The sequence below is a fragment of the Streptomyces sp. NPDC090499 genome, assembly GCF_044769305.1.
Lineage (GTDB): Bacteria > Actinomycetota > Actinomycetes > Streptomycetales > Streptomycetaceae > Streptomyces.
On record NZ_JBIVXP010000016.1, the window covers coordinates 127610 to 146608 of the forward strand.

17 protein-coding genes and 1 pseudogene are annotated in these 18999 nt (G+C 68.4%); 13 read left to right on the forward strand and 5 right to left on the reverse strand.

Going from position 1 to position 18999, the window contains the following annotated elements; genetic code table 11:
- Positions 1-138 precede the first annotated feature (138 nt).
- The 5 genes from ACIQVL_RS39540 to ACIQVL_RS39560 all read left to right on the forward strand — a co-directional run bounded on the left by ACIQVL_RS39540 (position 139) and on the right by ACIQVL_RS39560 (position 3825).
- On the forward strand, positions 139-735 hold the full coding sequence (locus ACIQVL_RS39540) for a hypothetical protein (protein ID WP_403477802.1): 597 nt from the start codon (positions 139-141) through the stop codon (positions 733-735).
- 91 nt (positions 736-826) lie between these two features.
- Complete coding sequence (locus ACIQVL_RS39545; protein WP_403440699.1) at positions 827-1252, forward strand: DUF1153 domain-containing protein; 426 nt, start codon at positions 827-829, stop codon at positions 1250-1252.
- 110 nt (positions 1253-1362) lie between these two features.
- Positions 1363-1926 carry a hypothetical protein gene (locus ACIQVL_RS39550; RefSeq protein ID WP_403477803.1) on the forward strand — a complete coding sequence of 188 codons (564 nt, stop codon included), beginning with the start codon at positions 1363-1365 and terminating at the stop codon, positions 1924-1926.
- Positions 1927-2195: 269 nt separating this feature from the next.
- The gene (locus ACIQVL_RS39555; RefSeq protein WP_403477804.1) at positions 2196-2657 is read left to right on the forward strand and encodes a VOC family protein; all 462 of its coding nucleotides are present in this window, start codon (positions 2196-2198) and stop codon (positions 2655-2657) included.
- A gap of 181 nt (positions 2658-2838) precedes the next feature.
- A complete protein-coding gene (locus ACIQVL_RS39560; protein ID WP_403477805.1) occupies positions 2839-3825 on the forward strand; it encodes an NAD(P)H-dependent flavin oxidoreductase in 987 nt (328 codons plus the stop codon).
- A gap of 54 nt (positions 3826-3879) precedes the next feature.
- Here the strand turns inward: ACIQVL_RS39560 and ACIQVL_RS39565 are convergent, their stop codons facing one another.
- Positions 3880-4497, reverse strand: coding sequence for a TetR/AcrR family transcriptional regulator (locus tag ACIQVL_RS39565; protein WP_403477806.1), 618 nt, complete (start codon positions 4495-4497; stop codon positions 3880-3882).
- 383 nt (positions 4498-4880) lie between these two features.
- On the opposite strand from ACIQVL_RS39565, the gene ACIQVL_RS39570 reads away from it, so the two are divergent.
- The 3 genes from ACIQVL_RS39570 to ACIQVL_RS39580 all read left to right on the forward strand — a co-directional run bounded on the left by ACIQVL_RS39570 (position 4881) and on the right by ACIQVL_RS39580 (position 9351).
- A complete protein-coding gene (locus ACIQVL_RS39570; RefSeq protein WP_403477807.1) occupies positions 4881-6317 on the forward strand; it encodes an aldehyde dehydrogenase in 1437 nt (478 codons plus the stop codon).
- 36 nt (positions 6318-6353) lie between these two features.
- Complete coding sequence (locus ACIQVL_RS39575) at positions 6354-7967, forward strand: GMC family oxidoreductase (RefSeq protein WP_403477808.1); 1614 nt, start codon at positions 6354-6356, stop codon at positions 7965-7967.
- A gap of 229 nt (positions 7968-8196) precedes the next feature.
- The gene (locus ACIQVL_RS39580; RefSeq protein ID WP_403477809.1) at positions 8197-9351 is read left to right on the forward strand and encodes a tyrosine-type recombinase/integrase; all 1155 of its coding nucleotides are present in this window, start codon (positions 8197-8199) and stop codon (positions 9349-9351) included.
- A 291-nt stretch (positions 9352-9642) separates the two neighbouring features.
- On the opposite strand, the gene ACIQVL_RS39585 is transcribed toward ACIQVL_RS39580, so the two are convergent.
- The 4 genes and pseudogenes from ACIQVL_RS39585 to ACIQVL_RS39600 form a co-directional block, all read right to left on the reverse strand.
- Complete coding sequence (locus ACIQVL_RS39585; RefSeq protein WP_403477875.1) at positions 9643-10113, reverse strand: tyrosine-type recombinase/integrase; 471 nt, start codon at positions 10111-10113, stop codon at positions 9643-9645.
- Positions 10011-10379 (reverse strand): hypothetical protein, encoded by a 369-nt coding sequence (locus tag ACIQVL_RS39590; RefSeq protein ID WP_403440853.1) that lies wholly within the window; start codon positions 10377-10379, stop codon positions 10011-10013. Before ACIQVL_RS39590 ends, ACIQVL_RS39585 begins: the two co-directional genes overlap by 103 nt.
- Positions 10380-10468: 89 nt before the next feature.
- Complete coding sequence (locus ACIQVL_RS39595; protein WP_403477876.1) at positions 10469-11134, reverse strand: transposase; 666 nt, start codon at positions 11132-11134, stop codon at positions 10469-10471.
- Positions 11077-11615, reverse strand: a pseudogene (locus tag ACIQVL_RS39600) (winged helix-turn-helix domain-containing protein). The gene ACIQVL_RS39595 and the pseudogene ACIQVL_RS39600 overlap by 58 nt, the downstream one beginning before the upstream one ends.
- 220 nt (positions 11616-11835) lie before the next feature.
- Between ACIQVL_RS39600 and ACIQVL_RS39605 the strand changes: the two are divergent.
- The 5 genes from ACIQVL_RS39605 (at position 11836) to ACIQVL_RS39625 (ending at position 18994) form a co-directional block, all read left to right on the forward strand.
- Positions 11836-13953: a P-loop NTPase fold protein gene (locus tag ACIQVL_RS39605; RefSeq protein WP_403477810.1), complete on the forward strand. Its 2118-nt coding sequence runs from the start codon at positions 11836-11838 to the stop codon at positions 13951-13953.
- Between the two features lie 671 nt (positions 13954-14624).
- Positions 14625-15572, forward strand: coding sequence for a carbohydrate ABC transporter permease (locus ACIQVL_RS39610; RefSeq protein ID WP_403477811.1), 948 nt, complete (start codon positions 14625-14627; stop codon positions 15570-15572).
- A 14-nt stretch (positions 15573-15586) separates the two neighbouring features.
- Complete coding sequence (locus ACIQVL_RS39615; RefSeq protein ID WP_403477812.1) at positions 15587-16420, forward strand: carbohydrate ABC transporter permease; 834 nt, start codon at positions 15587-15589, stop codon at positions 16418-16420.
- Positions 16421-16501: 81 nt separating this feature from the next.
- Positions 16502-17869 carry an ABC transporter substrate-binding protein gene (locus ACIQVL_RS39620; protein ID WP_403477813.1) on the forward strand — a complete coding sequence of 456 codons (1368 nt, stop codon included), beginning with the start codon at positions 16502-16504 and terminating at the stop codon, positions 17867-17869.
- Between the two features lie 48 nt (positions 17870-17917).
- Positions 17918-18994: a LacI family DNA-binding transcriptional regulator gene (locus ACIQVL_RS39625; protein ID WP_403477814.1), complete on the forward strand. Its 1077-nt coding sequence runs from the start codon at positions 17918-17920 to the stop codon at positions 18992-18994.
- Positions 18995-18999 lie beyond the last annotated feature (5 nt).

Consider the following 18999-nt stretch of genomic DNA (forward strand, 5'->3'; position numbering starts at 1 on the left):
TTCTCGCAGGGCCTACTTGAAGTGCGGGCCTCACCGGAAAAGAAATCCGGAACACAAATGAGGCAGAACGGTGGGACGGAAATCCGCCGGAATTTCAGGGGCAGACAGAAAACCCCGCGCATCGACAGGAGAGAACCCATGAACCGTATTTTTCGCACCAGCAGCAAGACCCGGCACGGGCGTCGTCGCTTCGGTCTCGCGGCGCTCGCGGCCTCGGCCGCGGTGGTCACCGGGGGAGTCGTCCTGCCGGCGTCCGCGGCGATGGCCGCACCGATGCCCACCGCGCCTGTCGTGAGCTTCGTCCACGGCGGTGGCGCCGGCGGCGACGGAGGTGCGGGCGGCGGCGGCCTCATCGGCGGCGGCGGGGGCTCCGGCGGCTCCGGCGGCGGCAGCGTCCTGGGCACCGGCGGTGACGGAGGCAGGGGCGGCAACGGCGGCAACGGCATCCTGTCAGGCGGCGGTGGAGGCGGCGGGGGCGGTGGCGGCGACGGTGTCGTGGGCGGCAACGGCGGTGGCGGCGGCAACGGCGGCACCGGCCTGTTCGGCGGCAGCGCGGGCTCCGGCGGCTCCGGCGGCGACGGCATCCTCAAGGGCGGCAACGGGGGCAAGGGCGGCAACGGAGGCTTCGGGATCTTCCAGGGCGGCTCCGGCGGCAAGGGCGGCGCGGGCGGGCTCGGTGTCCTCTTCGGCGGCCTGGGCGGTGCCGGTGGCGCCGGCGGCGGCAGCCTCTTCTGACCGTCCGGCCCGGTGGGGGCGCAGGCCCGGACGGCCGGCGCCCCCACCCACCACCGGCCCTCAACCCTGACCAAGGAAAGCGAGAATCCTCATGTCCAGAAATCGCTGGCAGCGTCCGTTCGTCCTGGCGGTGGCCTCGGTGGCCCTCGCCGCCGGTACCGCGTGCGCCGCCCAGGCGGCGCCGGGCAACACCCCGGCCGCCGCCCCGGCTTCGTCCCACTGCGGCCAGGGCGGGGAAGGCGGCAAGGGCGGTGCGCCCGGCCGGCCGGGAGAGCCCGGCAAACCCGGCCGCTCCGGCTGTCTCAGCCTCGGCGACCTGCCCGACAGACCGAAGTCGGATCTCACGGGCCTGGACAGGGCGCGGATCGTCCTGGCCGTGGAGTCCGGGCAGGCGAAGAAGGCCGACGTCCTCAAGAAATACAAGATCTCCGAGAAGGAGTTCGACACCTGGGACCGGCAGCTCCGGGGCGGGGACTGGGCCGCGCTGCTGGGCCTGGATTCGCTCTTCGGCTCCTGAGGGAAATCCCCGGCGCCCCGGCCCGGTGTGGGCCGGGGCGTTCCGGTTCCTGCCCATTCCGTGGCGGAAGCAGCCGTACGGAAAACAATTCTTCGGAAATGAGAAATGCCATGCGTACGTGTTCTTGGAAGGCCCGTCTCGGACTCACGGCCTCGGCCGCCCTGGCCGCCGGCGTCGCGGTCGGCGCGCTGGCACCGGCCGCCACGGCGGCGCCGGCACCGCAGAGCCAGCCGGCCGTCACGGCCGCCCGGCAGCTTCCCGCCGACACCGCGGGACCGGGCAGCGGCCGCATCCAGTTCGGCACGGTCCAGGCGGGCGACGGCAGTGTACGGATCGGCGACCGGGTGTGTGCGGGAGACTGCAACGCCACCGTGAACGGAAGCAACGGCAGCCGGGGCGGGATCTGCGCCGGACTGTGCAACGGCAGCGCCAACGGCGGCACCGGTACGGCCGGCGCGCCCGGACGCGAGGGCGGCACCGGCGGCACGGGCGGGATCTGCGCCGGGATCTGCGGCGGCAGCGCCAACGGTGGCACGGGTGGAGCGGGCGGGGCCGCGGTGGGCACCGGAGACGGCGGCCGCGGCGGCACGGGCGGCACCGGCGGGATCTGTCTCGGACTCGGCTGCGCGACCGGCGGCCGCGGCGGCACGGGCGGGACAGGCGGCATCGGCTGACCGGCCCGCCCTGCGGCCGACCGAACCGTTACCGTCACCGCCACCGAAGCGCCTGCTGCCGCTGCCGAGGCCGTGGACCGTAGAGATGGAACCCGCCTCACTGCGTCCGGTCGCAATCTCCCACCGGATGCTCATCGGCCGGTTATCAGACCTGATCACGAACATGCGCAGCTTGAATAGATCGCACCCCACCGCACGATAGTCTGAACCGCCTGATTCGTCGCGCCATCCCCTGATGGTCCAGCAGGATCGGAGTGATTGCGATGCCCATGCCGGCCCACCCGCCGAAAAACCCGTCGAGTCCCTTTTCGTCCTTCAGCGGTCACCATGTCGGTATCCGCGTTCCCGACTACGACGCGGCGAAGGCCTGGTACACGGAGAAGCTGGACTTCCGGGTGCTCCAGGAGTGGCCCTACGGTGAGCTGAAACTCGCGTACCTCTGCCCGCCCAACGACGACACCTTCCATGTGGAACTGCTGGCAGGGCCCGTGCCGTTCCCGAACGAGATCCTCGACGACCTCGGAGCCAGCCTGCAGCACGGCGGTTACCAGCACATCTGTGTTCATGTCGACGATGTCGACGAAGCACGGGCGGAACTCGCCGACCGCGGTGTCGATCTCATCGGTGAACCGTTCGAGATCGAGGACATCAGCCGGCGACTGGCGTTCTTCCGCGACCCGTGGGGCAACATGATCGAGATTTCGCAGAAGCTGCCCGGCGCTGGTTCCTGACCCGCCTCGCGACATCGGCATCCACGCACACGGCCCGAGCCCCGTTCCACCCGGCTCGGGTCGCCGAACGGTCCTACCGGCCGCGGCAGTTGTACAGGTTTCTGCTTGCCCGGCGTACCGTCCGCGAGGACCGGCGCGTGTATCGCCCTGCTGTGCGCACCGTGTTCGCTAGCGTCTGACCATGTTGCATACGAGATTCACCGAAATGTTCGGTATCACCTATCCGGTGATGGCGGCCCCGATGGCCTTGCACAGCGGCGGAACACTCGCCGCCGCGGTCTCCGCGGCCGGCGGGCTCGGCTCGTTCGGGGGGACACACCCCTGGAAAGGGCCTGACTGGATCCGCGCGGAGATCGCGACCGTCCGCGCCAGGACCGGCCGCCCGTTCGGGGTCGGCTTCATCACGCCGTTCCTCCCCTTCACGGAACCGCAATTCGAGGCTGCTCTCGAAGAGCGGCCTGACGTCGTCGCGCTGTCGTTCGCCGACCCGCAGCCGTGGCTTGCCCGCGCCAAGGCCGCAGGGGCCCGGGTGATGTGCCAGGTGCAGAACTACGACGACGCGCGGACGGCCGTTGCCGCGGGTGCCGATGTCCTGGTGGCGCAGGGCACCGAGGCCGGTGGCCATACCGGGACGATGGGCCTCCTGCCGTTCCTGGCCGGGATCGTGCGGCGCTACCCCGACGTCCCGGTGCTGGCCGCGGGGGGCATCGGCGACGGCCGCACCCTCGCTGCCGTCCTCACCGCGGGGGCGGACGGCGCCTGGCTCGGCACGGCGTTTCTGGCCACGCCGGAGGCGATCGAGGTGCACGACGCCCACAAGCGTCTGATCGTCGAGAGCGACGGCGGCGACACCGTGTGGACGCGGGCCTACGACATCGTGTCGGGGCTGCCGTGGCCGGCGGCGATCGGTGAACGGGTCCGCCGCAACCGGTTCACCGACGAGTGGTCGGAGCACGAGGCGGAGCTGCGCGCCCGCAGGGAGGAAATCGCACCCCCGAAGGACATCAGTCCGGTCGAGGGCCCGCCCGACCCCGACACGGGCGCGATTCTCTACGGTCAGTCGGCGGTCTTCGTCGACGCCGTCCGTCCTGCCGCGGAGGTGGTCCGGACGATCGCCGAAGAGGCCGAGGCCATCCTGACCGCACGCCCGCGCTCGCTGCTCAGCTGACGACCGGCCCCCACTCTCGTGGGGACGACGCAGCCGCTCCCGGTGGCTGCTCGGTCATTCTCGTGATGCCGGCGACACGTGCCCGGTGATCGCCTCGAACAGGAGGAGGCCCTGGTCCACCAGCTCCTCCCTCGAGACACCCAGCTCTCCGTTGAACCAGCTCAGCAGCATCTCGCTGACCGCCCCCACGACGGCCACGGACAGGGTGGCGGGATCGACCCGGGGATCTTGAAGCCCTTCCCGCAGGAGGGAGTCCACGAGGCCGCTCATACGCCGCAGGCCCAGGCGCCGTTCGCGTGCGGTGAGAGGACCGGCCCCCAGGGATTCCGTGAGTTTGACGCGCCCTTTTCTCGGGTCCTCCAGAGAAAGGCCGACGACGGTGTCGATGACGTTGCGGGCACGGTCGCGCAGCGGCTGGTCTGTGGCGACCGCGTCGGCGCACCGGGTGATCTGCTCCTCGTAGATGTCCCTCATGATCGCCGCCATCACGTCGTCGAGGGACGTGAAGCTCTCCGCGAAGTACCTGTCCTTCAGCCCGGCGTGGCGGAGTACGGCACGGACGGAGGTGTGGGCGTATCCCAGGCTGGAGAAGAGTTCGAGGCCACTTTCCATGAGGCGCCGACGGCGGAGCGACGCGCGCTCCTCGGCCGTGGCTCCGCCGTATGTCCGCATGAGATGCCACCTCTCCTTGAGGCGTCCGAGCCGTCCGAGCCGTCCGTCCGGGCCTTCCTCGCCGCCTCACGGCCAAGGCGTTCTGCCCGTGTTTATTCCATCTGGTGACAGATTACCCCAGATGGGTGTAACGTCACATTCATTCAGTCGTGAACCGTGAAAGTGCCCCCAAGAGCCGGTACGCCGTACGCCGGTACCAGGCGTAAGGGGCGTCGCAGAGGTGGCCCACCCGCAGGTTCTGCGTGCGGAGCCACTTCGCAGGAAAGCCATGACCGACAGCGGTCCGCGTACCGCGCTCGGCGCCCTTGCGCCCGCTGGTCATCCACGTATCGCACACCACGGAGTGCCGTGGTCCCAGGGCCATGCCGTGGGGAGAGTTCACCATGGATCCCAACCATCTGTTCATCGGCGGGCGCTGGGTGCACACCACCGGCGACCGTGTCGTCAACGTCGCCTCCGCGAGCACCGGCGATCATCTCGGTGCCGTGCCGGACGGTTCCCCCGGCGACATCGACCGGGCGGTCGGAGCCGCCCGTACCGCATTCGACGCACCGACCGGCTGGGCCTCCTGGGGCCCTGGACGTCGCGGCGCCGCCATGATCCGTCTCGCGGATGCGCTCGACGCCAGGAAAGAGGCGACATCCGCCGCCGTCAGCGCCCAGAACGGCATGCCGATCACCGTCGCCCGGTCCTTCGAAGGCGCGGTGCCCTCGGCTGCGCTGCGCTACTACGCGGAACTGGCCGGCAGCATGTCGTCCGAGGAACTGCGCACCGGACTGCCCCGGGGCACCACCCTGGTCCGCCGGGAACCCGCAGGCGTCGTAGCCGCCATCATGACCTGGAACTTCCCGCAGACCATCGCCTTCTTCAAGGCGGCCCCGGCCCTGGCGGCCGGCTGCGCGCTCGTCCTCAAGCCGGCACCGGAGACGGTCCTCGACTCGGTGCTGCTGGCGGAAGCGGCCGAGGAGGCGGGCATACCCGACGGCGTGATCAACATCGTTCCGGGCGGTCGCGAGACCGGCGCGTACCTGGTCTCCCATCCCGGCGTCGACAAGGTGTCGTTCACCGGATCCACCAGGGCGGGACGCCAGGTGGCCGCCGCATGCGCCGAGTTGCTGCGGCCGGTGACCCTGGAACTCGGAGGCAAGTCCGCCGCCGTCGTCCTCGACGACGCCGACCTCACCGCGCACGCGGAGCAGTTCTTCATGACCACTCTGCTGAACAACGGCCAGACCTGCTACGCGAGCACCAGAATCCTGGCCCCCCGCAGCAGGTACCGGGACGTGGTCGAGTTCTGCACGGCGATGGCGCGTGACGCCGTCGTCGGCGACGCGCTCGACCCCACCACCCGGGTCGGTCCTCTGGTCAGCGAGCACCAGCGCGATCGGGTCCTGGGCCACATCAAGACCGGCCTCAACGAAGGGGCTCGGCTCACCACCGGAGGCGGCCGCCCTCCCCGCCTCGACCGAGGCTGGTTCGTCGAACCCACCGTGTTCGCCGACGTCGACAACGCGTCGACCATCGCGCAGGAAGAGATCTTCGGCCCGGTCCTCACGGTCACGCCCTACGACGGCGAGGACGAGGCGGTGCGCCTGGCGAACGAGTCGGCCTACGGCCTCGCCGGCACCGTATGGACCACGGACGTGGACCACGGCGCCCGGGTGGCCCGCCGTCTGCGGACCGGCACCGTCGGGCTCAACGGCTACCTTCCCGACCTCAACTCCCCCTACGGAGGCAGGAAGGACAGCGGACTCGGCAGCGAACTGGGGCCCGAGGGGCTCCAGGCATACCAGCAATTCCAGTCGATCTACCACCCTTGATGCCACGACGGAAGCTCGCCCGGCAAGGAAACCACCATGAACTCCACCGGAACCGAAGGATTCGACTACGTCATCGTGGGCGCCGGCAGCGCCGGCTGCGTGCTTGCGGACCGCCTGAGCCGCGACGAGCGCGTCCGCGTCCTGCTCCTCGAAGCGGGCGGCCCCGACACCGACGAACTCCTCCACATCCCGGCCGCGCTCGGCATGCTCTTCGGATCGCAGAGCGACTGGAGCTACCGGACGGTCGAACAGCCCCGGCCGGGCCGCACCTTCTCCTGGCCCCGGGGCCGGACACTGGGCGGCTCGTCCACCACCAACATCATGATCTACATCCGGGGCAGCCGACACGACTACGACAGCTGGCGTGACGAGCACGGAGCCAAGGGCTGGGGCTACGACGACGTCCTGCCCTACTTCAGGAAGGCCGAGTCGAACAGCCGCCTCGGCGAGCCCTACCACGGTGCGGACGGGCCCCTGCACGTCGAGGACCGCGTCTACACCCACGAACTCTCACGGTCCTGGCTGGAGGCCGCCGTGGCCTGGGGACTGGCCCGCAACGACGACTTCGCGGGAGCGTCCCCTGTCGGCGCCGGCCCGTACCAGGTGACGTGCCATCACGGCCGACGGTGGTCCACGGCCGACGCCTATCTGCGCCGTGCCCTCGATCGGCCCAACCTCACGGTACGCACCGGCGCCCTGGCAACGCGGATCACACTCGACGGATCACGCGCGACCGGCGTCACCTACCTCCGGGACGGCCAGGAGCGGACGGCCCACGCCGACAGGGAGATCCTGCTCTGCGGCGGATCCGTCAACTCGCCCCAGCTGCTGCTCCTGTCGGGCATCGGCGATCCCGACGAGCTGCACGACGTGGGGACGGACGTCCGGATCCCCCTGCCCGGGGTCGGGCGCAACCTGCAGGACCATCTGATGACTCCCGTGGTGTGGGAGACCCGGAACTCCACCGACATCGTCCGGGACCTGCTCACCCCGGACAACCTCGAACGGTGGCGCGCCCACGGCGACGGGCCGTTCGCCTCCAACTACGGCGAGGTCGGCGCGTTCCTCGACGTCACGGACGGCCCACACCGTCCGGACGTCCAGCTGGTGGGAGGGGCCACGGCACTCATCCTCAGCGGTGCGGATCGCCCCGACTGCCCGGTGTTCACGATGAACTGCGTCCTCCTGCACCCGCAGACCCGCGGCACCGTCCGCCTTGCCTCGGCCGATCCCCAGGCCCCACCGCTGATCGATCCCCACTACTTCGACGCGCCCGCGGACACCTCACGCATGGTCGCCGGACTCAGAGCAGTCATGGAGATCGCGCACTGCGCACCGTTCGCCGACTACCTCAAGCGGTCCTATCTGCCGGCCGGCGACGACTTGGACCACCTCGACGGCCTCGGCGACGCGGCGCTCGAAGAGCACGCCCGCAGATGGAGTGCGACGGCCTACCACCCGGTGGGCACCTGTGCCATGGGAACCGGACCCGACGCCGTCGTCGATTCCGATCTGCAGGTCTACGGAGCCGAACGACTCCGGGTCGTCGACGCCTCCGTCATGCCGACGATCACCAGCGGGAACACCAACGCACCCACCATCATGATCGCCGAAAGGGCGGCCGACCTGATCGCGGAGCGGCCTCACTGAACTCGACGGCATCTCGGGCACGTACAGCGGGGCCCCGCCGTAATCCCTCACCTCACCGAAACGGGAGCCCTCGGCCCAGTCCTCACAGGCCTCTTCGCCCTCCTGCCGGGTGCAGCCGACGAAGTTCCACCACATATCGAACCCCATCGCTGTTCCTGCTGGTCAGACGGGATCGAGACCCCTGCTGGTCAGCAAAAGGTCAGCATCGGTCGTGGGGAGTCGGTTCGACGTGGCACAGAATTCGTTGCCCAGGGGGATGGGGTCGTTCTTCAAGGAGTGCGGGCATCCGCAGTCGCGGTGGGCGAAGTGCCCTCACCCCTATGCGATCCGGTACCGGTCGGCCGCCGGTAAACAGGTGGAAGAGTCCGGGTTCGCGAACAAGGACTTGGCCATCGAGCGTTTGACGGAGGTCTACAAAGAGAAGAAGACGGCGAAGCAGGGGCAGCCGAGGGCGGAGCGCATCCGCAGGTACGGGGCGATGCGCTTCGCGGACTACGCCGAGGAGTGGAAGGCCGGCCAGCGGCATTTGGCCGTCCAGTCGGTCAAGCACCTCGACTCGCTGCTGGAGCATCACCTCTACCCCGCGCTCGGCAGCCGGCGTATGAACTCCTTTGACCACAAGGTCGTCGACGGATTCATCCGCACCATGGAGCGCAACGGTGCCGGGCTGGCCACCCAGTCCAACGCCTTCGACAAACTGCGCGCCATCCTCCTCGATGCCCAGCGTCTCGGCATCTTCCCCGAAAACCCCGTGGCGGGAGTGAAGGCGCCGCAGTACGACCCCGCGCGAGCTGTCATCCCCTCCCCGGAACAGCTGCGCGGGATACGTACCGCCGGCGACGACGCGTTCATGCTCATCGTCGACTTGATGAGCGGATGCGGCCTGCGCAACGGCGAAGCGGCCGCAGTGAACCTCGACAACATCGTGGCCGACGACGTGTACCGGGTCAGTGAGCAGGTCATCATGGCCACCCGGCAGTACGGGCCGCTCAAACACCGGAAGCCCAGGGAGTACCGCGACGTTCCTCTGCCCGTCCGGGTCAGGGAGACGATCGAGTGGTACGCCGAGAAGCACGGAACGGTCGACGGCTACCTGCTGCGCCAGGCAACCGATCCCAGCAGGCCGTACCAGCACTACGCGATGGACAATCAGTGGCGGCGGATCAGGGCTGCGGGCACGGTGGACGTTCCGGAGGGGATGGTGCTCTACGGGAACCGTCACTTCTTCGCGTCGAACTGTCTCAGCAACGGCATTCCGATCACGGACGTTGCCGAGTGGATGGGCCACAGGAGCATCGACGTCACCTTCAAGATCTACAGGCATCTCATGCCGGGCTCGATCAGCTCCGCCGCACAGCTCCTCAACGTGGGCCTTGCTGCTTGAGCCTCGTGATGGGGAGGAAGGCGCTGCTGCGGAAGCGCTGCGGCGCATCGGCTCGTTGGGTGATTGCCTGTGCGTCTGGGGCCAGATCGAGAACGTGCGCTGCACGGACGTGCAGATGCCGATACTGGGGTCTCGGCCCACGTGCCGTTGTTGTCGGGCTCTCGTGAGTTGGTGGGGCGGAGGGTGTTTGCGGATGGCCTCTGGCACAGGTGCATCGTGCTTCGTGTACCTGGGCTGGGGTCGCAGAACGTGGGGGAGTTCCGGGCGACCGTTGGTTCGCGTTGGCCGCGGTCAGGTTGCCAAGACGAGATTCTGGTTGAGGACCTGAGCGGCGGAGCTGATCGAGCCCGGCATGAGATGCCGGTAGATCTTGAAGGTGACGTCGATGTTCCTGTGTCCCATCCACTCGGCGACGTCGGTGATGGGGATCCCCTGGGCCAAGCAGTTGGAGGCGAAGAAGTGTCGAAAGCTGTAAAGCACCATCCCTGGGGGGATGTCCACCCGTTCCCGCACCTTAATACGCCTCCATTGGTTGCTGAGGCTGTAATGGGGGAACGGCCGTGAGAGATCGTTAGGGTGGCGCAGTAGATACTGAAGTTGAATGGGTGATGTCGGGACGCTGCGTCCCGGTTGGCCGGTCTGAGCTCCGTCCCGTGGACCTAACTGAACAGGTCGTCGGAGAAGCCGGCGGCCTCCAGTAGCGCGTCTTGGGTCATCCAGAGCGACACGGTGTCGATCGCGAGTTCCCTGCCGATGAAGCAGTCGCTCGGGATCTCCAGCAGGTCGTCGAAGAGGACCCTGTGCCGAGTCCCCGGCTGGCTTCGCGGACCTCGCGTCACGGTCTGGAAGAACTCACCATCGGTGTGGATGAGGGCCCAGCCCGTTGGACCGATGGCGAGGTTGAGCGCGTTCTCGGGCAGGTCGGCGCCCCGCCACAGAGAGACGCCGGGCAGACAATCGGCCCCTTCCGCTCTGTAGGCCTGCGCAGCCTCGTCAGCCCGTGCGACGACTTCGGCGACGCTGGCCACGTGACATCCGATCTCCATGTTGTTGGCCGGCTGCCAGTACCGAAGGAAGAAGGCTCTCGAAGTCCCTCGTCCGCTCATGTCGCCTCGGTTCAGTGTTGGGCCTTCCCAGCAGCGGGCAGCTCCGGGCGTGAGCTGCTATTGGAGCACGGGTCTGCGCAGGCGCGACTGCAAGCTGAGGCATCCGGGGAGAGTCCGGTGCCGGCAAGGCATCCGTCGATCACGTCCGGACGGTACTGGAGCCTCTTGAGCCGGCGCTTCACTGCACGCGTGACGTCCGCGAGGTTCGCGGCGGCGAGGTTGCCGATGTCCCGCTTGACCAGGGACCAGACTCCTTCGGTCGGGTTGAGGTCGGGCGCGTAGGTGGGAAGTTGGAAGACCGTGAGCCATTCGGCGTTCGCGTCGATGAACTCCCGTAGCTGCTTCGTCAGGTGCAGGCGGACGTTGTCCCACACCAGGACAATCGGGCCGCCCAACTGGATGCGGGCACGGACGATCAGATCCCGGAAGTCGCGCCAGCCGAAGCCCTTCGGCTGGTCCTTGCGCCCGTTGTACTCCCGGACGGCGAAGAACAGCCGCGACCGCTGGCCGGGTTTGTAGCAGGTCATGCCGACCATCGACACCCGCCCGGAGCCCCGGCCGCGCACTCTCACGACCGGCGTGCAGCCCCGGCGCCCCCAGGTTCTGGCGCGCGGCGGAGTCAGTGCCTGTCCGGCTTCGTCCTCGAAGACCAGCCAGGCCCCGCGCTCCGCCGCGATGCTCTTACCCGCGGCCAGGTCTCCTTCTTCCAGACCTCGACCGCGCTGTCGTCTCGCTCGATCGCCCGTCGGGCGGGTTGCTGCCAGGACCAACCGTGCCGCTTCAGCAGTCGCCAGGTGCCCTCCACGGTGTACGAGACATGGAACAGCCGCCCGATCAGCGTCTTCACCCGGCCAGTGTCCACCGCTGATCCGCCCAGCCGTGCGCCAGCGGTCCCCGTTCCAACTCGCTTTCCAGACGCGAGACCTGGACCTCGGACAACCGTGGCCGCCCTGGTGATCCCTTTGACAGCAGCCCGGCTTCGCCCTGCTCCCGCCAGGCCCGGCGCCACCGCTCGACCGACCGCTCGCTCACGCGCAACACCGCAGCGATCTCGCCGTTCTTCTCCCCGCTCTCGAACAGCCCCACGGCTTGTAGCCGCAGCCGCTCTCTTGCGGTCCTCCCGGCGTCGGTCAGCCCGCCGCCCTGCGCGTACCTCACACCCCAGGGCTACCGGACCGGCCCAGCTCCGCGCAGGCAAACGACCCCGACATCACTCAATCAAGTTCAGTAGCAGGAGCGTGTGCTGAATTGCGGGCGCGCAGGCTGTTCTGTGGAGGGAGTCCGCCCTCCTGTACGTGTCCTCATGTTGGCCACTGCTTCGTTGTCAGTCGCTGTCGGTACGCTTCCTTCCCCCACGGTGACCAGGGCGGTGCAGGGCATGGACGACAGCGGATCGATCAACGTCAGCAGTCTCCTCAACGGGGATGACCCGATTGAGGACGTCGACGAGGATCTGCTGCGGCGGACCGAACTCGCGGAGGCGATCGCGGCGGAGCTTCGCAGGACTCCCGCGAGGCACGGCGCCGTTGTCGCCCTCTGCGGAAAGTGGGGTTCGGGCAAGACCTCGCTGCTGAACCTCACCGGGGGCGCCCTGGAGGCGGTCGACGACGTGCAGGTCGTGAAGTTCAACCCGTGGTTCTTCTCCGGCACCGACCAGCTGATGCGGTTCTTCTTCGACGAGCTTGCCGCACAGCTCCGGGAGGAACGTGGCCTCAAGGACAAGCTCAAGAGCGTCGGCCGCACCGTCGCCGAGCGACTGGGACGATACTCGTCCGCTCTGTCGCCGCTGAAGTTCATTCCCGGCGCGAGTGCCGTTCTGGACGGTACGACCGCTGTCGCCGAGGGCGCGTCCAAGCTCCTGGGCGAGGAAGAGACGAGCGTCCACCAGCAACGGATGGAGATCACCGGACTACTCGCGGACCTGCCGGGACGCATCGTGGTCTTCGTCGACGACATCGACCGCCTGGAGCGGCAGGAGATCCGCGATCTCTTTCGGCTCGTACGGCTGACCGGCTCTTTCCCGAACATCGTGTACGTTTTGTGCTTCGATCGGGCGGTCGTGGAAACGGCGTTGACCGACGGAGCCGTCGAGGGATCCGCCTATCTCGAAAAGATCGTGAAAATCGCCGTGGACGTGCCACCACTGCCCACACAGGCGCTCACACCGGTCATCGACGGAGGCCTGGCACAGGTGCTCGAAGGCATCGAAACGGGGCCGTTCGACCGCGAGCGCTGGTACGACGTGCTCGTGCAGCTCATCCTTCCCATGTTCGCGACCATCCGCGATGTGAAGCGGTACCTGGCGTCCGTGTCCCTGGCCGCGCGCAGTGCCGGCAGCGAGGTCGCACTGGTGGATGTGCTGGCGCTGGAGGCGCTTCGGGTCCGGTATCCCGCGGCGCACGACCTCCTGCCGGACGCCGTGGATCTCCTCACCGGCACAACCTCGATCCATGGGCGACGCGGCAACGAGCCGTTGCCGCGTGAGCAGACCTTCGTCGACGAGTTCACCCGACTTTCGAACGGGCACGCGTCGACGGTCATCCGGTTGTTGTTCCCCGCCGCTGAGCGTCTCGTCGGCGGCGCCAACTACGGTCCCGACTGGGGTCCGGTCTGGGAGCGGGAACGGCGCGTGGCCTCCGCCAAGGTCCTGGACTACTACCTGCACCGCCAGCTTCCTCCGGGGCGGGCTCCCAGCTGGTGCGTCGACCGCGCCGCTGACGCGATCGGTGACCAGGTGGCACTCACCGATGCACTGGAGCAGGTGCCGACTCCTCTGCTGGACGATGTTCTGAAGCGCCTCATCTCCCATGTGCAGGAGGCGACCGCGGACCAGGTACTGCCGACGGCCGCGGCACTGCTGAGTCAGCTGCCGCGGGTTCGGCTGGGTTCCACCGGGATGAGGTCCCCGGTCGGCGAATGGGCCGTGCTGGGTCCGGTGAAGGCCCTGCTCGGTAAGCTCGTCGTCGGTGACGGTGCCGACCAGGCGGTCAGGAGTCTCTTCGACGGCGTCCCGAACCTCTACGGGAAGAGCCTGCTCCTCGGCATCGCCGTGGGCCGTCCCGACCGTCGAGGAATCCTCTCGGAGGACGTCGGCCGCGCGCTGAAGGAGGCCCTCCACGCGCAGCTTCTCGCGGCCGCTCCCGAGGATCTTGCCGGTGAGAGGATGCTGCTATGGACGGTGGTTGCGGCTACCGGCGACGCAGGTGATCCCGAGCCCCTTGAAGCGCTTTTCGATGCCCAGGTCGTGGCGCGTGTGCTGGAGAGCGCGATGTCGCCGGTGCACAGCCAGACGTTTGGCAGCGTGACGGTGCGGACCGAGATGCGACTTGCCTGGGATCCGTTGGCCGCCGCCTTCGGAGGAGAGGCCGCTCTGGCCGGGGCGGTGGCGGCCCTGCGCCGGTCACTGGATGAAGGCACGGTCGAGCTCAGCGTAACGCTGGCCGACGCGCTGGCCCTGTACGAAAGGTACGCGGCGGGATGGCGCCCGGACTTCTGACCGGACCCGTTCTGGAACACGGCTGGAGGCCCAGTTCGGCGCCCGCCCTATGAGAGCGGGCGCCGAGATCGGATTCCAGTCACTCTCTTGATCCCACGCCCGGTGAGCCGGGATGCTGCTGTACTGGCCGGGCCCGAGGGCTAACAGCTCACCGACCTGCTGGCCCTTGTAGAAGGCGGGGCCACCCGAGTCGCCGCCCCCGGGCCTACCCTTGATTTTCTTCATGACGATGGTCCGCCCGACCATGTGCGAGTCCCCGCCCTTCACCACCCCGGTTCTTCACGCTGCGCAGCGGCTTCGGTTGCCCTGGGGCACCGAACCCCGTACACGCAGCCCTGCTGGGCAGCGAATGACTTCGCGGCTGCACCGACCGAATGTCCGGTAGTTCGCCATGGCTACCAATTTGATCGCAGGGTTCAGGGTTGCTTAACGCCTCGCGGGACTGCTCGTCCGCCTCTCAGGGGCCACTTTCGCCGTCGACTGGTGGCCCAAACGGATCCGTGTTCGATGTCTTGACTCCGTGAATGTTAGCGCTCACACTCGCTTTCGCGTGCCGGCGCACCACCCTTTGCGGCTGCATCAGGAGCCTCCTCGTCTGACATCGGCCAGCCTTTACTCCTCGCCCTCTTGCTCTAGCGCACGTGATTGAGTTGCCCTCCCGGAGTGTAAATGTGATCGATAACATCCCAATAGCCGCACCGAGACCGACTGCCGCCACCGGCGGCGCGCGGTACCGCAGACGGAGTCGGCTGCGTACCACCGCCGAGGCGTACGTCCTGCTCGCGCCGAGCCTCGCCGGGCTCCTGCTCTTCCTGCTCGCCCCGATCGTCGGCGTCGTCGTGATCAGCTTCTTCGACTGGAACCTGATGGGGTCACCGCACTTCGTCGGGCTGGCCAACTACCGCGAGATGATGGGCGACAGCGAGGTCTGGCGGGCAGTGCGCAACACCGTCTACTACGTCGTCCTGAACATCCCCGCGCAGACGGTGCTGGCCCTGCTGCTGGCCCTTGCGATGAACCGCCGGCTCACGGGCGCCAAGGTCTTCCGGGTGCTGTTCGTGCTGCCCTGGATGGCGATGCCGGTGGCCCTGGGCATCGTGTGGAGCTGGGCCTTCGACCCGCAGCACGGTGTGATCAACCAGTTCCTGTCGCTGTTCGGCATCGACGGCCCGGCCTGGCTGTCCTCGACGACCTGGGCGATGCCGGTGATGGCCTCGGTGAACATCTGGCAGTACACCGGCTACACCATGCTGTTCCTGCTAGCCGGACTCCAGGCGATCCCCGAATCCCTCTACGAGGCCGCCGACCTGGACGGCGCGGGCCCGGTCCAGCGGTTCTTCCGGATCACCCTTCCGCTGCTGCGGCCGTCGATGTTCTTCGTGCTCGTCACCAACACCATAGGGTCGTTCCAGATGTTCGACACCGTGTACGTGATGACCCAGGGCGGGCCCGGCGGATCGACGGACACGATGAACTACCACATCTACCAACAGGCGTTCCAGCTCTTCCGCAGCGGCTACGCCTCCGCGCTGGCGATGCTCCTGTTCGCCATGATCCTGCTCGTGACGGCGGTTCAGTTCCTGTACTTCCGCAAGCGCACCGTCTACGACTTCAGCTGAGGGCGGCCATCACCATGTCTGTGATATCGAACGTCGTCCGCCGGGCCGGGCTGTACGGCATCCTCGCCGCAGGAGCACTGCTCTCAGTCGGGCCGTACCTGCTCACCCTCAACGCCGCCTTCAAGCGCCCCTCCGACCTGCTGTCCACCGACGCCTGGACGCCCGCCCACCCCGCGACCTTCGCCAACTTCGCCGCTGTATGGAACGACTACGGGATGTCCGCGTTCCTCCTGCACACCCTGCTCGTGGCGGCCGTCGTCACCACCGGGCAGGTCGTTTCCAGTGCGACGGCCGCGTACGCGCTGGCCCGGCTGGAGTTCCCGGGGCGGGACTGGCTGTTCTGGGGCTACATCGCCACGATGATGGTGCCCCAGATGATCACCTTGGTGCCCCTGTTCCTGATGATGCGTGACCTGGGGATGGTGGACACGTTCGCCGGGCTGATCCTGCCGACGGTCTTCGGCACCCCGTACGGGGTGTTCCTGGTGCGCCAGCACTTCCGCACCATCCCCAAGGATCTGGAGTCCGCCGCCCGTATCGACGGCGCGGGCACCTTCGGCATCCTCGTACGGATCATGCTGCCGCTGAGCCAGCCGATCCTGGCCACGCTCGCCACCATCACCTTCGTCAACACCTGGAACAGCCTGATCTGGCCGCTGATCATCACCAACAGCGACCGGACTCGGGTGATCACCGTCGGCATCGCCGCCCTCCAGGGCGAGCACGTCTCCGACCTGCCGCACATCGTGCTCGCCGGCGCCGCGCTGGCGCTGCTGCCGCTGATCGCCGTCTTCCTGCTGTTCCAGCGGCACATCGTGCGCTCCATCGCCCTCACAGGCCTGAAGTGATCCCCGTTGTCATGTGTTAGCGCTAACAGTCATCCTGAGCCGCCCTGCTTCTCTCACCCGCACCGAAAGGAAGCCCCACCCATGTCCAGCGCCACCAGAAGAGCCGCGACCTTGTCGACCACCACACGAGCCCTGAGCGCGGCTGCCACCACCCTCCTCCTCACCCTCACCGCCTGCGGCAACTCAGGTTCCGGCACCTCCTCCGATGGCACCGTCACCCTGCGGTACGCCATCTGGGACGCCGTGCAGAAGCCCGCGTTGCAGAAGTCGATCGACGCCTTCGAGAAGCAGCACCCGAAGATCAAGGTCAAGATCGAGCTCAACGCCTGGGCCCAGTACTGGAGCAAGTTGCAGACCCAGCTGGCGGGCCGTACCGCGCCGGACGTCTTCTGGGACCACGTGGCCTACTTCCCGCAGTTCGCCCAGCAGGGTGTGCTCACCGACCTCACCCCGTACATCAAGGCCGACAAGCTGGACACCTCGGTCTACGACTCCAAGCTCCTCGCGGGCTGGGATCAGAACGGCAAGCAGTACGGCCTGCCCAAGGACTGGGACACCATCGCGCAGGTCTACAACAAGACGATGCTGAAGACGGCCGGCCTCACCCAGGACCAGCTGGGCTCGCTGTCCTGGAACACCACCGACGGCGGTACCTTCGTCAAGGCGCTCCAGAAGCTGACGATCGACGAGAACGGCAAGCACCCGAACGAGGCCGCCTTCGACGCCAAGCACGTCAAGCAGTACGGCCTTGCGCTGTCCTCGCCCAACGGCCAGACCGACTGGTGGGACGCGGCGACCCAGAACGGCTGCAAGCTCCAGGACAAGGCCTGGGGCAAGTGGACCATCAACCAGGCGTCCTGCGTCCAGGCGATCCAGTTCGTCCAGGACCTGCGGCTGAAGTACCACGTGGCGGTGCCCGCCACCGTCACCAACACGCCCAACGGGGCCTCGCTGCCGCAGGTCATGGCGCGAAAGCAGGCGGCGGTCGTCTGGGACGGCAGCTGGGACCTCAACGCCTACCAGGGCTCCCTGAAGGGCAACTTCGGGGTGGCCGAGCTTCCCAGTGGCCCGGCCGGCAAGGGGACGGTGTACAACGGGCTCAGCAACGCCCTGTACGCGGGCAGCAAGCACCCCAAGGAGGCGTGGGAACTGGTGAAGTGGCTGGGATCCGCGGAGTCGCAGAAGATCATCGTGGCCACGGGGTCGGTGTGGCCCGGCATTCCGGCGCTCAACCAGGACTTCGTCGCCGCGTGGCAGAAGCAGGGCGTGGACGTCAGCGCGTTCGCGAAGGAGGCCGAGGGTACGACGGTCGGTTACCCGCTGACCACGTCCTCGGCGACGTACAACGTGAAGGTGCTGGACGCCTTCAACCAGGTCTGGCTCGGCCGGCAGACGCCTCAGAAGGCGGCCGACTCCGTCAACGAAGAGTCCAACGCGGCGATCAAGTAGAAAACCTGCCGCCCGCCACCCCCCCACCGCCGCCAGGAGTCCACCACCATGCAGCAGCCCGCCCCGGTCCCGCACGAGGAACCCTCCGCCCAGAGCGCCGACCGGACGCGCTCGGTCAGCATCTTCGACGTGGCCAAGGCCGCCGGGGTCTCGCACCAGACCGTCTCCCGCGTGGTCAACGGCAGCCCCAAGGTGCGCAAGGCCACCCGGGACCGGGTGTTGGAGGTCATCGACGAGTTGGGCTACAAGCCCAACCGGCTTGCGCGGGCCCTGGCCGGGGGAGTGGTCCGCTCGGTGACCGTACTGACCTCGGACACCACCCTGTACGGAGCGTCCCTGGCGCTGCGCGGCATCGAGGAGGCGGCGCGGGCGGCGGAGTTCTCGGTGGCGATCAGCGTTCTGGACGCGAGCGCGCCGCTGACACCGGACGACGTGGCGAGCCGGCTGGCCAGGCCCGGCGAGCCGGTGCTGGTCATCGCCTTCAACGCGTCGGGGGAGCGGGCCTGGCACGCCCTGCCCCAGGAGTTCCCGGCGGCGGCCGTGGTGGAGCGCCCCGAGGACGGCCGGGCCGGCAGCCGTCCCGAGGTATGGCTCGACGACCGTACGGCCGCCGCCCAGGCCACCCGCTACCTGCTCAGCCTCGGCCACCGAACCGTCCACTACATGGCCATCCCGTCCTCCACCGCGAGGGTCGGTCAGCGATCAGATGGCTGGCGGGACGCCCTGGCCGCGGCCGGGCGGTCGGTCCCCGAGCCGCTGGAAGGCGGCTGGAGCCCGCGATCCGGGTACCTGGCCGCCCGCGCCCTGGTCGCCGACCCGGAGGTCACCGCGGTCCTGTGCGGCAACGACGAACTGGCCCTCGGCGCGCTGCGCGCAGCGCGCGAGGCGGGCCGGGACGTGCCGGGCGACCTGAGCGTCGTCGGCTTCGACGACGCGCCGTACGCGGGCTACACCCACCCGGCGCTCACCACCGTACGACTGGACTTCGAAGGGCTCGGGCGTGGCGCGTTCGGCATGCTGTACCGGTTGCTGGATCCCGAGAACGCACCGCTGCCGCCCCTGTGGGCGGAGCCTGAGCTGATCGTCCGCGAGAGCACCGGGCCGGCGCCCGGCCGCTCCCGCTGACCCCG

What these genes read in the sequence shown, in the direction of transcription:
- ACIQVL_RS39540 (WP_403477802.1), top strand. Translation starts at nt 139, where the DNA reads ATGAACCGTATTTTTCGCACCAGCAGCAAGACCCGGCACGGGCGTCGT.
- ACIQVL_RS39570 (WP_403477807.1), top strand. Translation starts at nt 4,881, where the DNA reads ATGGATCCCAACCATCTGTTCATCGGCGGGCGCTGGGTGCACACCACC.
- ACIQVL_RS39545 (WP_403440699.1), top strand. Translation starts at nt 827, where the DNA reads ATGTCCAGAAATCGCTGGCAGCGTCCGTTCGTCCTGGCGGTGGCCTCG.
- ACIQVL_RS39565 (WP_403477806.1), bottom strand. Translation starts at nt 4,497, where the DNA reads ATGCGGACATACGGCGGAGCCACGGCCGAGGAGCGCGCGTCGCTCCGC.
- ACIQVL_RS39575 (WP_403477808.1), top strand. Translation starts at nt 6,354, where the DNA reads ATGAACTCCACCGGAACCGAAGGATTCGACTACGTCATCGTGGGCGCC.
- ACIQVL_RS39615 (WP_403477812.1), top strand. Translation starts at nt 15,587, where the DNA reads ATGTCTGTGATATCGAACGTCGTCCGCCGGGCCGGGCTGTACGGCATC.
- ACIQVL_RS39625 (WP_403477814.1), top strand. Translation starts at nt 17,918, where the DNA reads ATGCAGCAGCCCGCCCCGGTCCCGCACGAGGAACCCTCCGCCCAGAGC.
- ACIQVL_RS39555 (WP_403477804.1), top strand. Translation starts at nt 2,196, where the DNA reads ATGCCGGCCCACCCGCCGAAAAACCCGTCGAGTCCCTTTTCGTCCTTC.
- ACIQVL_RS39560 (WP_403477805.1), top strand. Translation starts at nt 2,839, where the DNA reads ATGTTGCATACGAGATTCACCGAAATGTTCGGTATCACCTATCCGGTG.
- ACIQVL_RS39620 (WP_403477813.1), top strand. Translation starts at nt 16,502, where the DNA reads ATGTCCAGCGCCACCAGAAGAGCCGCGACCTTGTCGACCACCACACGA.
- ACIQVL_RS39605 (WP_403477810.1), top strand. Translation starts at nt 11,836, where the DNA reads ATGGACGACAGCGGATCGATCAACGTCAGCAGTCTCCTCAACGGGGAT.
- ACIQVL_RS39550 (WP_403477803.1), top strand. Translation starts at nt 1,363, where the DNA reads ATGCGTACGTGTTCTTGGAAGGCCCGTCTCGGACTCACGGCCTCGGCC.